Here is a 15,365-nt window from a genome sequence, read left to right as displayed (position 1 = left end):
GAGAGCATGGCCGCGGTCTACACCACCACGGACACCGCAGCCCTACCCGCCACCACCGAGGATTGATCCCCTACACCACGAGAAGGGACACGACCGGGTTGGGCGGAGGCGGTGCCGAACAAGGGGTCGAGCGGATCGCCCTCGTACCCGACTACGAGGCAGGCCGCAGCGACCGGTCCTCGGGAGAGCTCTGCGAGCCGGGCCAGGGAAGCCGCTTCGGACTGTAGACCAGCCGGATCGAGCCCAAGCGCCCAGGCCGGGGACTGTCCTAGATTTGGGTCTTCCAAGATTTTCGTAGGTGTTGATCGGCTTGGTCTGACGGTTTCAGCTGAGCAGGATGCGCTGGCGGAGAAGGGCGTGTCTGGCGCGTCCGTAAGTCTGCCGCTTCAGGAGCTTGATTTTGTTGTTGACGCCCTCGGTGCGGCCGTTGTGCCAGGGCAGGGTGAGCGCGGCGTCGACGGCGGCGCGGTCGCGCTCCAGGCCGTTGGCGAAGGAGTGCAGGAAAGGCAGGTCAGCGGCACGGGTGTCGGTGATCCAGTCGGTCAGGAGCAGATCGTTGCCTGCTCGCGGGTTGAGCAGGATCGCGAAGGCGCGGACCTGAGCGGCAAGGTCCTTCATCTCCTGGCAGGCGCCGGCAAGTTGCCCGAGCAGGGTGTGCTGGACGGCGTCCAGGTGATCGGGGCGGGTGGCCAGCAGCCGGGTGACGCGGCGTGGGGACAAGCTGGCGTGGTCGGCCTCGACGCGGCCGGAGTTGATGTAGCGGACCAGGAGGTTGGCGCTGCCGGGGTAGCCCATGGCGCGGATCTCGGCGAGCAGGCGGGTGGTGGCCACCGACGGATCCGCCGCGCGGCGGGCGCGCAGGTGGTCGCGGTAGGGATCCACCAGGCCGGGACGGTAGGTCGGGGCGCGCACGAGACGGTCCGGCTCGCTGAGGCGGGCATAGCGTTTGACGGTGTTCAGGCCCAGACCGAGCCGGCGGGCGTACTCCATGGTGCTCACCCCGGCGTCGAGGAGCTGGTGGATCTGCTGCCATCGCTCCCGTGTGGTGGCCGCCCGCTTGCCCTCGCGCAGTGGCGGGCCGAACTTCCCCCAGCACGAGGCGTGGGCACCCACCTCCTTCACCGCCGCTTCGATGAGGCCGTGCCAGAGGTGCCACCGGTCCATGACCTGCACGATCGTAGGGTCGGCGTCCGCAATCGCCTGGGCGAAGGAGCCGGAGCCGTCCCGGCAGATCACCCGGATCGCCGGACGGTCCCGCAGCCAGGCGGTCACCGCCGGGGCCCGCCGGTCACACAGCACCTCGATCGCCTCGCCGGTGGCCGCGTTGGTGATGATGACGGCGTAGCGGTGCCCCTTGAGCAGGGCGAACTCGTCGATCCCGGCCACCCGCGGAGTGCGGCGCTCGGGCAGCGCGATCCGCATCAGGCAGTTCAGCACCGTCGCCCCGGCCAGCACCTGGTGCAGCACGGCCAGCAGCCGGGAGCCCGCCGAGCCGGCCAACGCCACCGCGACCGCCTCGACCACCCGGCGCAACATCGGCGTCCGTCGCTGATAGCGCTCCGTCAACCCGTCCACCTGCTCCACGAAGGTCACCTTCGGGCAGGCCGGGTTCTCGCAGTACAACCGACGCACCGACAGCTCGATCACCACCGGCCGTCCGCCCACCGCCTCGTCCGCGACCCGGCGCACATACCGCGAGTGCGTCCACTCCGACGCCTGCCCGCACCCCGGACACAAGCGGGACTCGCCCTCCCCGGTCAGCGCTGTGATCCGCAGCACCCCACCGCTCGCGTCCACCCCACGGATCCGTAAGCCCGCCAGCTGCGGCAGCAGTTCCTTAACCACAACGACACACACCGCCAGCCTGCCAGGAACAAGCAGATCACCACGACCGATCACCAGAACGATCAACGCCTACGAAAATCTTGGAAGACCCAAGATCCAGACACTCCCGGGTCAGGGTGAGGCCGGTCTCGGCGATGAAGCCGTCGAGCAGGTCGGGTCGGTATTGCATCGTCTTCAGCCGGGTGCGGGCCAGGTCGGCGAGGGTGTCGATGGTGCAGGCGGCGAGGTGGCCCAGGTCGTTCTTCAGGTGCGCCCAGATCCCTACGGCTGGGTTGAGGTCCGGTGCGTACGGCGGGAGTCGGAAGACCGTCAGCCACCGCTCGCGGCCACCAGAAGCTCGCGCATCCACGTGCTGGGTGGCATTGTCCCACACCAGCACGATGTTCCCGCCGAGCTGGACGCGGGCGGCATCCAGCAAGTCGGCGAAGTCCTGCAGGGCGCACAGCGCAGGCCGCCGCAGGTGCGGGCGACACCGGCCGGGCGCGGGGCGGGCGGGGGCGCCCGGTCTTGATTCGGGCGGGGCGGGGCAGGCGGAATCCGGCCGGCTGGCGTGGATGAGGTGGATGAGGTGGCGGCTGGCTTGGCCGGCCACACTCGCCCCTCACCGGCCACGAGGCCAGGTCGCAGCGCACCAAGGACGCCCAGCCGTGCGGTGGACTACCTTTGGGGACGAGCGCGCATATCGACTGACCTGGCCGAAGGGACACCACTCACGTGAACGTGGCGCCGCTGAGCCCCGAGGATCCCACCGAGCTCGGCGGATTCGAGCTGCTTGGCCGGATCGGCCACGGCGGCATGGGGCAGGTCTACCTCGGCGAGTCGCCGGGTGGCGAGCCGGCGGCTGTCAAGGTCATCAAACCGACGCTGGTCGACACCGAGACCCGCAGGCGTTTCGCGCAGGAGACCGAGGTCCTCAAGACGATCTGGGGTCCGCGCATCGCCGCCTTCCTGGACGCGGACCCGGAGGCCGAGCGCCCATGGCTGGCCACGGAGTACGTCGACGGGCCGGATCTGCGCAAGCACATCCACACCCACGGCCCGCTCCCACTCCCGCTGGCTGCATCGCTGGGCGCGACGCTCGCCGAGGCGCTCATCGGGGTGCACAAGCAGGGGCTGCTCCACCGCGACCTGAAGCCGGCCAACATCCTCCTCGGGCCGAACGGGCCGAAGATCATCGACTTCGGCCTTGCGGTCTTCACCGAGTCGAGCGCCTCACTCACGGCCCCGCACACGGTGATGGGCACGCCCGCTTGCATGGCCCCTGAGCAGGCGAACAACGTCAAGCCGCTCGGGGGTCCGGTGGACGTGTACGCGCTGGGCGCATGCCTCCTCTTCGCGGCGACCGGCCACTACCCCTTCGCCGCCGACAACATCCACGTGCTCTTTCACCAGCTCACCGACGACTCCAAGGAGCCGAACCTCTCCGACGCCCCCGCTGAGCTCGTCCCCCTGCTCACCTCGATGCTGCGGCACGCCCCCGCCGACCGGCCGACGCTGCCCCAGATGGTGGCGGCCTGCCGGGGCGTCATCGAAGGGCAGGGCCTGACGGTGGCCCAGGCGCGGCGCCGGCTCACGGCGCAGACGGCGGCGCAGGGAACGCCGACCGGTCCGGCCGAGGAGAACCCGGCACCGGCGCCCCCGCTCTCCCCGGCCGAGCTGCCGACCGTCCCGGCCGGGAACCCCGCGACCGCGCCGACCGTCCCGCTTCCCGCGGACCACCCCGCCACCGCACCGACCGTCCCACTGCCGGCGCCCGCCCCCGCCCCCTACACCCCGACGCTCCGCACCGAGCCCGCACCGCAGGACCGCCCCCCGGACCGCCCGCAGCGCACACCCGCGCCCGCCGGCAGGCCCGCCGTACGCCACTCCCCGCAGGCCCGCAGGGTGGCCCAGCAGCTGCGCGAGGTTTACGCCCAGCGCGCGGCATTCTGAGGCTCCACCGGCCGACAGCAGGCACCGACAGCGTGCACCGACAGCAGAACAGCAGCGATTCAGGACCCAGGAGGTACCCCGCGTGACCGTCAAGGCCGACACCCGGGCCACCGCGTCCGACGAGGCGGCAGCCCAGTACCCGCCGGGCGCGCAGATCGTGGTGCGGGACGAGGAGTGGCTCGTACGCAACGTCACGCGCAGCGCCAACGACGGGGACCGTATCGAAGCCGTCGGTATCGGCGAGTTCGTACGCGATCAGGAAGCGGTGTTCTTCACCGAGCTCGACGACGTGGAGCTGATGGATCCGCGGCGCACGAAGTTGATCGCCGACGACTCCCCGAACTTCCGCCGCAGCCGCCTCTTCCTCGAAGCGGTGCTGCGCAAGACTCCGCTCCCACAGTCGGAACGCGGCCTCGCCCTGGCAGACAGCTTCCTCCTCGACGCGCTCCCCTACCAGCAGCGGCCGGCCCAACTCGCCCTCTCCGGACGGAACCTGCAGCCCCGCATGCTGATCGCGGACGTGGTCGGCCTCGGCAAGACCCTCGAGATCGGTCTGACCCTCGCGGAGCTGATCCGGCGCGGCCGCGGCGAGCGGATCCTCGTCGTCACGCCCCAGCATGTGCTGGAGCAGTTCCAGCACGAGCTGTGGACCCGTTTCGCGATCCCCCTGATCCGCCTGGACTCAGCGGGCATCGAGAAGGTGCAGCGCGAAATCCCCGCGGGCCGCAACCCGTTCACGTACTTCAAACGAGTCATCGTCTCGATCGACACGCTCAAGAACACGGACCAGTACAAGCACCACCTGGAGCGCATCAAGTGGGACGCGGTCGTCATCGACGAGTCCCACAACCTCATCAACCGCGGTTCGCTGCGCAATCAGCTCGCCCGTGTCCTCGCACCGCAGACCGACGCACTGATCCTGGCCTCGGCGACCCCGCACAACGGAGACGCCCGTTCCTTCGCCGAGCTGATCAGCCTCCTCGACCCGGCGGCGATCCCGGACCCTGAGCGCTACGCGGCCTCGGACATCGAACACCTCTTCATCCGCCGTACGAAGGTCAGCGCCGAGGTCCGCGACCAGATGAAGGGCCAGTGGGCGGACCGCGGCCCGAGCGACCCCGTGCACTGCCCGGCCACCCCGGCCGAGGAGCGGGTCTTCGAGGAGCTGGCGCAGGTGTGGCTGCCGTCCGACACCGGCACGTCGGTCAGCGATGTCCCCCTCTTCCCGTACACCCTTCTGAAATCCTTCCTCTCCTCGCATGTGGCCCTGCGGGCGACGGTCGCTGCGCGCACCAAGACGCTGGTGAAGAAGGACGAGCCGGCGGCGACCGCCGCCGAGCTGGCCGCGCTGCGCCGGCTGGACGAGCTGACGGACGAGATGACGGAGGCGGACTCGGCGAAGTTCGCCTCCCTGGTCGGCCGACTGAAGGCGATCGGCGTCGGCCCGCGGAGTGAGCAGCGGGTCGTGGTCTTCTCCGAGCGGGTACAGACCCTGGAGTGGCTGCGCGAGACCGTGCCAGCCGCACTCGGCTTCAAGGGGGCGGCGCTGAAGCAGGCCGCCCGGGTCATGCACGGCGGCCTCTCCGATGAACAGCAGATGCAGTGCGTGGAGGACTTCGGCCTCGCGGACACGCCGGTACGGATCCTGTTCACGGGCGATGTGGCCTCCGAGGGCGTCAACCTGCACCGGCAGTGCCATCAGCTCGTCCATTACGACGTCCCGTGGTCCCTGATCCGTATCGAGCAGCGCAACGGCCGCATCGACCGCTACGGACAGGCCTACCAGCCGCAGTTCCAGGCGCTGATCCTCACCAGCGGGGTTCCCGGTGCGAGGGACGACCGCACGGTCGCGGAACGGCTCCTCGAGCGCGAGGACGAAGCCCACCGCTCCCTCGGCACAGCAGAGGCTGTATCGGGTCTGTACCGGGCGGAGGCCGAGGAGAAGTCGCTGATCAAGGACCTGCTGCGGGGCCGTACGGTCGACGAGTCACTCGAGGCCTCGGGGGCTTCGGCCGACTCCTCGGATGCGGACGGCGGGGAGGACTTCCTCGCGGACTTCTTCGGCGCGGTGGGCGACGACACGGCGCAGGACGGCCCGGGCAGCGTCCCGGCACCCGCCGACGTCCCCCGCCTCTTCAGCGGCACCCGCGAGTTCCTCGACGAGGCGCTCCGCGAGACCTTCCCCGACGCCCAGCGTCAGCTGGACATGGACCGGGACGCGGAGACGGGGCTGATCTCCTTCCGCCCGCCGGCGGATCTGCTGCACCGCATGAAGGCGCTGCCACCCGACTACCGACGCGAGCAGCGGCTGAGCGAACGCCTGCTGGTGACCCTGAACCGCAAACTCGCCGACCTGTCGCTCTCCCGCGCCCGCGACTCGTCGGCGTCGAGCTGGCCGGAGATCTCCCTCCTCACCGACCTCCATCCGGTGGTGGAGTGGCTGACGGACAAGGTCCTCGTCCGCCTGGGCCGCCAGGAAGCACCCGTGATCACGGCGGATGTCGTGGCACCCACGTACCTGATCCAGGGCATCTACTCCAACGGCGTCGGCCGCCCGACCGTAGTGAAGTGGATGGCCGTGAGCGATGCGCAGGACGAGCCGGAGGACATGGTGGAGGTGCTGCGCCGTGCGGGAGTCGGCCCGACCATGGCGAATCCGCGGGCGCGCCATGACCTGGACGCGCTTGCGGCCGGCATCCGCGGCGCCCTGGATACCGCGGGCCGGTTCCTCGAGCAGCACCGCACCGAGTGGGACGACGCCCTGCACGCGCCGATCGAGGCGTACAAGCACCGCCTCGGCAAGTGGGAGCAGCCGACGCTGGCGGGCGGCCAGTCCAAGGACCGCCTGACCGAACTGGCCGACTCCCTCCTGACGACAGGCCGTCCGCTCCTGCGGGTCCTGGCCGTCCTCGACTCCGCCGCCTGACACGATTTCGCCAAGCGCCTACGCCCGTACGCAGCTACGCGCCACGCAGACGAGGTTCACCCAGCCATGACGTACGACTCACTGGTCAACCGCGGCGACTACTTCTCCGCGCACTATCTGGCCGAGGTCTTCCCCAAGGACCTCAAGTCGGGGCTGCTCGGGCAGTGGAAGGAACGGGAGGAAGCGTCTTCGGCGTCATCTGGTGAGCGCGAGCCGGACGCACTGCCCGTAACTCCGCGGGCGGGCCTGCGGGAGCTGCGGCGCGCGTACTTCAAGGCTCGGGCGTTCTTCGCGGAAGCGGCGGTGGACGGCGGCGGGGAGGGCGCCTCAGCCGGGGACACCGACGACTCCGCGACCTACGACCGCCCGGAGTGGCGCGAGCAGGCGACCGCACTGAACGCCTCGGTGCTGCGGGCACTCGGCTACGACGCGAAGCCGGCGACGCTGACGGTGACGCGAGCGGACCACGAGTACGAGGTCGTGGTCGCGCACTGCGAGCCCGGCCTGGTGGCCCTGGACTGCGGCTGGGCGGCGGAGCCGGACGCGGCCCTGGACCCGGACGGCGCCGGCCGCCTCCTGCACCCCGTACAGCTGGATGCGTCGTCGCGGGTGCTGACGGGCTCGAAGCTGGCGTCGTTCCTGTTCGCCTCGGAGGACGCCCCGCGTTATGTCCTGCTGCTGGTCGGCGGCGTCGTGGTGCTCGCGGACCGCGCGGTCTGGGGTGAGGGCCGCTACCTGGCGGCCTCCCTGGACGCCGCGCTGGAGCGCAACGATACCAAGGCGGGCGGCGAACTGGACACGGTGGCCGCGCTGTTCGGCGCGGACTCGCTGCGCACACCCGAGGAGGGCGGCGAGAACCCTCTCGCCTCGCTGGTGGACAAGTCCACGAAGCACGCCGTGGGGGTGTCGAGCGACCTGCGGGACGGCTTGCGGCTGAGCGTGGAGCTCATCTCGAACGAGGTCCTGGACCGGGTCCGGTCGCAAGAGGGCGTACGGCTGGAGGATGTGGCGGAACTGCCGGAGCTTTCGCGTGAGCTGACGCGCGAGTCGCTGCGGTACCTGTACCGGATCCTGTTCCTGCTGTACGCGGAGGCGCGTCCGGAGCTGGGGATTCTGCCGTCGGACTATCCCGAGTACCACCAGGGATACGGCCTGGGTCGGCTGGGGGAGCTGGTCGCCGAGCGTGACCTGGTTGGCGAGAAGGCGCGCGAGGGGTTCTATCTGTACGAGTCGCTGGACCTGCTCTTCCGGAAGGTCCAGGAGGGGTACCGTCCGCGTCGGACGCACGGAGAGGCGGCGGATGTCGAGGGTGAGTCGGAGGACATCGGCCTTCGCTTCGAGCCTCTGCACTCCAAGCTGTTCGAGCCGGAGTCCATCCGCCTGATCGGCCGCACCTCCATCCCCGACCCGCGGGTCGACGAGGACGCGACGGACGGGACCCAGTACCTGGACACCCGCCTGCGCAACGCGACCCTCTACAAGGTCCTGCGCCTGCTCATGCTCACGCGGGGCAAGAAGGGCGAGCGCGGAGGCTTCATCTCGTACGCCCAGCTCGGCATCAACCAGCTGGGGGCGGTGTACGAGGGCCTGATGTCGTACTCGGGCTTCGTCGCGGGCGAGGAGCTGTACGAGGTCGCGAAGGGCGGGGACCCGAAGGACGGGTCGTGGCTGGTCCCGGCGTCGAAGGCGGACGAGTACGCGGACGGCGTGTTCGTGCACCGGCGGGACGAGGACACGGGCGCGGACGTTCGGGTCCGGTACCGCCCCGGTTCGTTCGTGTACCGCCTGTCGGGCCGCGACCGCCAGACGTCGGCCTCGTACTACACGCCGGAGTCGTTGACGAAGGTCACGGTCCAGTTGGCGCTGCAGCACCGCCTCGACCAGGACGGAACGGTGACCCCGGCCCGGGAGCTGCTGGACTGGAAGATCTGCGAGCCGGCGCTCGGGTCGGGCGCGTTCCTGAACGAGGCGATCAACCAGGTGGCGGCGGAGTATCTGCGACGCAGGCAGGAGGAGCTGGGGACGCCGATCGACACGGAGTCGTACGCGATCGAGCTGCAGAAGGCGAAGGCGTATATCGCGCTGCACAACTCGTACGGCGTGGACCTGAACGAGACGGCGGTGGAGCTGGCGGAGGTGTCGCTGTGGCTGAACACGATGCATCCGGGGATGGAGGCGCCGTGGTTCGGACTGCATCTGCGGCGGGGCAACTCGCTGATCGGCGGACGGCGGGAGGTGTACGCGGCGGAACGCCTGAAGAAGGGTGGATGGCTGGGGACCACGCCTGAGCGCTTCCCGCTGGCAGAGGCGGTCGCGGGGGCTGAGCTGCCGTCTGGTTCCGTCCACCACTTCCTGCTTCCGGCGAAGGAGTGGGGGGCGGTCGCCGCCGAGAAGGAGGCGAAGGCGCTGGCGCCGGAGGCGGCGAAGGCGCTGGGTGCGTGGCGGAAGGCGATCACGAAGTCGCCTAACGCCAGGCAGACGGCGCGGCTTCAGGGGCTGGCGCGGAGGGCGGAGTACCTGTGGGGGCTGGTGGTACGCCGCCTTGAGATCTCGGAGCGGGAGATCTCGCGGCAGATCGAGGTGTGGGGGGCGGAGGAGGGCTGGCTCCGGGCGCCGCGGGAGGCTGTGCCTCGGGAGAAGGTCCTGGCGGATCTGGAGGCGGTGGATACGCCGTACTGGCGGCTGAAGACGGTCATGGACGCGTGGTGTGCGCTGTGGTTCTGGCCGGTTCAGGAAGCTGCGCTGCTCGATGGGTCGGCTGCGGTGTACGGGCGGGGGGCGGAGGCGGTACAGGCCTCGGGCACGTCGGAGGCCACCTCGGCGACGGCCTCCGTATCCGCTTCCGATGTGATCCGCACGTACGAGGAGGTCGACCTCCTCGGGAACGTGACGGTGAGGGAGGTCAAGCGCGGCGATGTCGAGAAGCGCCGGGTGGGCCGCCGCAAGGAGGAGATCAAGGGCGAACGCCGGTCCGTCATCCCCCTGGCGGACCTGGACGACTGGCTGGACTTCGCGGAGTCGCTGCTGGGCACGCAGGATGTGCCGGCGGGGTCGCTGGTGACGTCGTTCGACACGCTGGACGAGCTGGAGGCGTACGAGGACGAGCTGCCGGACTGGATGGGGATGGATCGGTCGTACTGGCTAGAGAGTCGGTATCCGTGGGTGGCGGTGGCGGGGGATGTTGCGGAACAGCAGGGCTTCTTTCACTGGGAGTTGGAATACGCCGGGGTTTTCGCGGAGGGCGGCTATGACTTGCAGTTGGGGAATCCGCCATGGGTTCGTCCGGATTGGCAGGAAGGCGCAGTCCTTGCAGAGCTAGAGCCATGGTTCATGTTGGCAGAAAAGCCCGGGGCCGCAGATTGGAGGCTACGTAAGGAGGAGCTGCTGACAGGAAGCCTCGACGGTCCCGAATATGTACTTATCGAATTGACTGCCAACACGGGAATCCGAACCATGTTGAGCAGTCGAGCAGTATATCCACTCCTGGCCGGAACCCGTGGCGATCTATACAGAGCGTTCATGGCGCAGGTCTGGCGACAAAGTGCTACCCCGCGAGGAATCGCTGGGCTCATCCATCCGGACACCCACTTCAGTGGAGTGCGCGAGGGCGCCATTCGCGCCGACGCTTATCGCCACCTCCGGGTACACGGACACTTCGTGAACTCGTCCCGCTGGGCCTTCGACGACCTGAACTGGTCTCAAGAGTTCGGAATGCATATCTACGGGGCGCCACAGGAACCCAACTTCCTGCATCTCAGCGAACTGCGTGACGCCGAGGTCCTGCCTGACTCCCTAACACATGACGGCGCAGGGGAGATCCCCGGCATCAAACACAACGGCTTGTGGGACATCCGCCCGCACCGCAACCGTGTGATTCACGTCAACGCGGATCGGTTGGCGAGCTGGCATGCGCTGACCGAGGCACCTGGTCCCCCATCTCACGCTCCACTGTTGCACCCGGTTCTCGCCCGCGAGCAGGATGCCATCGAGGCATTCGCTGCCTATCCGCATCGCCTCGGCACATATGGGCCGAGAATCACCATCGGACTCCTTGAAACCGATGCCAAGAAAATCGGCCTGATCCATTGGGTCAACCAGCCCTCCGCCAACATCGCCGACGTCGTCCTCCAAGGACCTCACTTCGCCGCAGGCCAACCGTTCGCCAAACAGCCGCGCATCCCCTGCCGCAGCAACCGCGACTGGCAACTCATCGCCCCAACCGCGTTGCCTCACGACTTCACCCCAGTTACCAACTACACCCGCGCAACGTCAGAGGCTACCTACAAATCTGCCCAAGACCTTTGGGGCGATCGCCGGTCGACAGAGTATTTCCGTCTGGTGTGGCGTCGCATGATCCCGTTTGACAGTAGTCGTTGCTTGCATGCTGCTCTTATCCCCCCGGGCCCCGCCCACGTCCATACCGTCCAGTCCTTGGCGCTGCCCGACGACCGCCTCACCTGCCTCACGGCGGGCTTCTGGGCCTCCCTCCCGCTGGACTACTTCCTTCGCATCACCGGCCGATCCGATCTCCAGGTTGCCGAGGCCCGCAAAATGCCCGCCCCGGATCCAGCCCACCCACTGGCCTCTCCTCTCCTCCTCCGAACCCTCCGGCTGAACGCCATCACGAGTCACTACACCCCCCTCTGGGAAGACCTCTTCGACCCCCGCTGGGCAGGCTACGAGGACTGGGCCAACCCCACCTGGCCCGCCCTGAAGCCCCTCGCTGCTGGCCTCAAGGCGACTTGGACTTACAACACCCCACTCCGCACCGAGCACGAACGCCGCGCCGCCATGGTCGAGCTGGACGCCCTTGTCGCCGTCTGCCTCGGCATCACCGCCGACCAGCTGGCCGCGATCTTCAAGTCCCGCTACGCCATCCTGGCCGACTACGAGGCCAAGACCTACTTCGACGCCGACGGCCGAAAGATCGCAGCCAACCCCAACTACTTCGGCCACGGCCAGTCCAAGCAGGACTACGCCGACCTGCTCGACCACCTCGCCGCCCTCGAAACGACCCCACCCCCCACCGGCTACACCGCCCCCTTCTACAAAGCCGACCGCGAAGCAGAAATGCGTGCCGCCCACGCCACCTTCCAAGCCCGCCTCGATTCCGAGATCGCCGCCGGCCTATGGACACCCCCCGCGCGATCCGCGCAATCGCCACCCGCCGACGCCCCCGCCCTGGCTACCATGCACACCAAGGACGACGGATCATGACCGCCCGCGACGACGCAGAGAGGCAACCACCCCTCCCCATGCCTGAAGGCCTCTTCGACGTCTCAGTGCCCAACCGCCAAGCGAAGATCAGCGTTGAACTGGACGACGCCGGCTTCAGCACTGACGTGGAGACCGAGGACCTCGGCGAGCGGATCGACAGCCCCTTCGACCCCGACCTGATCGAGGTCCAGACCCGCAACCCCACGGTCGCGCTCCTCCTCAACAGGATCCGGCGCAACACCATCGACCTCGCCCCGGACTTCCAGCGCCGCGCCGGGATCTGGACGCAGAAGGCGCAGAGTCGACTCATTGAGTCGCTGCTCCTGCGCATCACCCTGCCCACCCTCTACGCCGCGGAGAGCGACGACGACACCTGGGCCGTCGTCGACGGCGTCCAGCGGCTCTCGACGATCGCCCGGTTCGTGGCGCCGGAGACGATCGACGCCGAGCCGCTTCGCCTCACCGGCCTGGAGTACCTCGCCGAATACAACGGCTACACGTTCGACGACCTCCCGGGACGCCTCCAAACCCGCATAGAAGAGACGGAGTTGGTGGTCCTCCTCATCCGGCGCGGGACGCCGGAGGAGGTCAAGTTCAACATCTTCGCCCGCATCAACACGGGCGGCCGTCCCCTCACCCGCCAGGAACTTCGACACGCGCTCATCCCGGGCGAGGCCCGTCACTTCCTCGCGGCTCTGGCCCGCTCGGACGCCTTCCAGATGGCCACCGCGCAGAGCGTGTCGGCGGAGCGCATGTCCGACCGGGAGATGTGTCTGCGTTTCCTCGCCTTCTCCCTCACCTCACCGGATGACTACACAGGGCAGGACTTCGACGGGTTTCTGCGCGAAGCCATGCACAGCCTCAACCGCCGGTCGGACGACGAGCTCGGCGAGCTCTGGGCGACCTTCAGGGGCGCGATGTACGCGAGTGCCGCCGTGTTCGGCCAGCACGCCTTCAGGAAGCGGTTCCGCGACTACACCCGCCGCAGCCCCGTCAACAAGGCCCTCTTCGAGTCGCAGTCGGTCACGCTGTCGCGGTATTCGAAGGACCAGGTCCGCACCCTCTCCTCACGGAACGCCCAGGTGGAGGAGGGATTCCTGCGCCTGATGGAGAACTCCGACTTCTTCAACGCCGTGTCCGCCGGCACCGGCGACGCCGGCAAGGTCAAACTCCGCTTCCGTATGCTGGACGAGATGTTCCAGGAGGTGCTGAAGGATGCTTGAGCGCATCAGCATCACCAACTTCAAGGCGTTCGCCCGCCAGGACATCGGCCTCGCGCCCTTCACCCTCCTCACCGGGCTCAACTCCTCCGGCAAGAGCACGGTGCTCCAGTCCCTGGCCCTGCTGCGGCAGTCGCACGAGGCGGGCCTGCTGGACGAGGCGGACGACTCCGGTGGCCTGCTGCTCAACGGCGACCTTGTCAAGCTCGGCACCGGCCAGGACGTGCGGCACGAGGCGTACACCGAGGACGACCCGGACATCACGCTGGCGGTCGTCAAGGGCAACATCCCCTATGCCTGGCGTGCCAGGTACGGCCGCGAGGACGACCTCCTCAGCCTCCTCGCAGGCCCCGGAGGTCCCGCGTCCTGGGCGACCCGCGACCTGCCCTCCCTCTTCGGCCAGGGATTCCAGTACCTCAAAGCCGACCGCATCGTCCCCGACGTCAGCTACCCCCGCTCGCACGACGCTGCCGTCCGCCGCAGCTTCCTCGGCGCCCGGGGCGAGCACACCGTCAACTTCCTGCGCGCCCATCAGGACGACCGGGTCACCGCCATGTCGCTGCGGCTTCCTGAGGGGTCCTCCACCTCGCTCCTCGAGGCGACGGACTACTGGATGCAGCGGCTGTGTCCCGGCGTCAACGTCGCCGCCGACGACATCCGAGGCACCGACACCGTCCGCCTCAGCTACGGCTTCGGCTCCGGGGTCTCCGCCTCCAACCGCTACCGCCCGACCAACGTCGGCTTCGGCCTCACGTACGCGCTGCCCATTGTCGTCGCCTGCGTGTCAGCCCAACCCGGCTCGCTGATCCTGCTGGAGAACCCGGAGGCCCACCTCCATCCCCAGGGCCAGACCTGGCTCGCCTACCTCGCGGTCGCCGCCGTATCGGCAGGCGCCCAGGTTGTCATGGAGACGCACTCCGACCACGTGCTCAACGGTCTGCGTATCGCCGTCAAGGACGGCCGGATCCCCGCCGCCTCCACCGCCGTGCACTTCTTCCGGCGCAACGGGCAGACCGCCGAGGTCGTCAGCCCCGCAATGGGCCCCGACGGCATGCTCGGCGACTGGCCGAAGGGCTTCTTCGACGAGTGGGAGAACTCCCTGGAGCAGCTCCTCGACTGACCCGCGAACACGCCCGCTCCGCCGCGGGACCGACCTGCCGATCTGAAGACGCTCTTGGGGGGCGTAGTGCCGCTGTCGCTGTTCCTGAACGAGTTGTCCTGTGCCTCGGACGCCGGCCCGAGACGTGTCGACGAGGCAATGGCGACCTTCGTGGACACGCTCAGGCACCTCAGCTCCTGGCAGAGCCTGTCCTTAACGACGCAGAGCCCGCTGCCCGGCACCGAACTTGCCCGCGGGTACGTCTACGAGCAGTGGATCCACGCCTCACCCCGCAACCGCGACCGGCACCGCTACCTCCTCGCCCTCCGCAACCGGCGGTCGCCCTTCGACCCCGTACTCGAGGAAGCCGGACACGAACCCTCAGGGATCGAGTACTTCCACGACGGCACGCCCGCCAAGGGCATCGGCGCCGCCCATCTCATGGACGGTCTCGCCCTCAGTCTCCCGGTATCCCCGAAGTGGGCGACCTCATGGCTCGACGTCGACATCGAGCGCCTCGGTGAGGACGACATCGAGTATCACAAGGACCGGGTCCGCCACTGCTCCAGCCCTGCCGAGGCCGACGAACACGAGCCGTGGGCGCGCAGCACCGGACTGACCGCCCTCACCAACCCGTCGGAGCTCCTCGCGGCCTGGGACGAGTTCTTCCCGGCTCTGGAACGGCTGCCCCGTTTCGACCGCGACCTGCTGGGCCTCGACGTGAAGTGGTTCCGGCCGGTCCGCGGGCTCCTCGCCGAACTCCAGTCGACCGCCGCCGACCACTGGGACCTCGACCGTTCGCCCGAGCCAGACTGGCAGAACCCCCACATCACCCCGGAGTCGCAGAGCCGACGCCACCTGTGCACGTTCGCCGACCCCGCGTCGGACGGGCTGGAGGAGGTCTTCTCCTGGCACGGACGCATGACACCAGGCAAGGGGCGCCTGTACTTCCGCCTGGTGCCCGAGCGGATGGCCTTCCGGCTCGCCTTCGTAGGACCGAAGCCGGGCAGCGACCGCGAGTCCTGACCTGGGGACGGTCCGCGCAGCGCCACGGTGATCGAACCGGGGGACGGGATTCGCGCGGGGATATACGGTTGACAGAGCTCAGCCCATCCCCGGCACCAGG

8 protein-coding genes are annotated in these 15,365 nt (G+C 68.9%); 6 read left to right on the top strand and 2 right to left on the bottom strand.

All coding sequences use genetic code 11. The annotated features are described in order from the left end of the window. Positions 1-324: 324 nt before the first annotated feature. Positions 325-1,797 (bottom strand): ISL3 family transposase, encoded by a 1,473-nt coding sequence (locus AB0M28_RS24425; RefSeq protein ID WP_365408707.1) that lies wholly within the window; start codon positions 1,795-1,797, stop codon positions 325-327. A gap of 85 nt (positions 1,798-1,882) precedes the next feature. Next, positions 1,883-2,437, bottom strand: coding sequence for a transposase (locus AB0M28_RS24420; protein ID WP_365408704.1), 555 nt, complete (start codon positions 2,435-2,437; stop codon positions 1,883-1,885). A gap of 122 nt (positions 2,438-2,559) precedes the next feature. On the opposite strand from AB0M28_RS24420, the gene AB0M28_RS24415 reads away from it, so the two are divergent. From AB0M28_RS24415 to AB0M28_RS24390, 6 genes are all read left to right on the top strand, one after another. After that, entirely contained in the window at positions 2,560-3,777 is a 1,218-nt protein-coding gene (locus AB0M28_RS24415) for a protein kinase (protein WP_365408701.1), read from the top strand. Positions 3,778-3,859: 82 nt separating this feature from the next. Continuing rightward, complete coding sequence (locus AB0M28_RS24410) at positions 3,860-6,703, top strand: SNF2-related protein (RefSeq protein WP_365408698.1); 2,844 nt, start codon at positions 3,860-3,862, stop codon at positions 6,701-6,703. A 66-nt stretch (positions 6,704-6,769) separates the two neighbouring features. After that, positions 6,770-11,920: a class I SAM-dependent DNA methyltransferase gene (locus AB0M28_RS24405; protein ID WP_365408695.1), complete on the top strand. Its 5,151-nt coding sequence runs from the start codon at positions 6,770-6,772 to the stop codon at positions 11,918-11,920. A 38-nt stretch (positions 11,921-11,958) separates the two neighbouring features. After that, a complete protein-coding gene (locus tag AB0M28_RS24400) occupies positions 11,959-13,143 on the top strand; it encodes a DUF262 domain-containing protein (protein ID WP_365408692.1) in 1,185 nt (394 codons plus the stop codon). After that, complete coding sequence (locus AB0M28_RS24395; RefSeq protein WP_365408690.1) at positions 13,136-14,260, top strand: DUF3696 domain-containing protein; 1,125 nt, start codon at positions 13,136-13,138, stop codon at positions 14,258-14,260. The genes AB0M28_RS24400 and AB0M28_RS24395 overlap by 8 nt, the downstream gene beginning before the upstream one ends. A 150-nt stretch (positions 14,261-14,410) precedes the next feature. After that, positions 14,411-15,265: a hypothetical protein gene (locus AB0M28_RS24390; protein ID WP_365408687.1), complete on the top strand. Its 855-nt coding sequence runs from the start codon at positions 14,411-14,413 to the stop codon at positions 15,263-15,265. Positions 15,266-15,365 lie beyond the last annotated feature (100 nt).

Source organism: Streptomyces sp. NPDC051940 (assembly GCF_040680895.1).
Classification (GTDB): Bacteria; Actinomycetota; Actinomycetes; order Streptomycetales; family Streptomycetaceae; genus Streptomyces.
Note: the sequence above shows the minus strand (reverse complement) of the source record. Positions and strands in the feature narration are given on the sequence as shown.

Coding starts and splice junctions, on each gene's coding strand:
- AB0M28_RS24395 (WP_365408690.1), top strand. CDS start 13,136: ATGCTTGAGCGCATCAGCATCACCAACTTCAAGGCGTTCGCCCGCCAG.
- AB0M28_RS24400 (WP_365408692.1), top strand. CDS start 11,959: ATGCCTGAAGGCCTCTTCGACGTCTCAGTGCCCAACCGCCAAGCGAAG.
- AB0M28_RS24405 (WP_365408695.1), top strand. CDS start 6,770: ATGACGTACGACTCACTGGTCAACCGCGGCGACTACTTCTCCGCGCAC.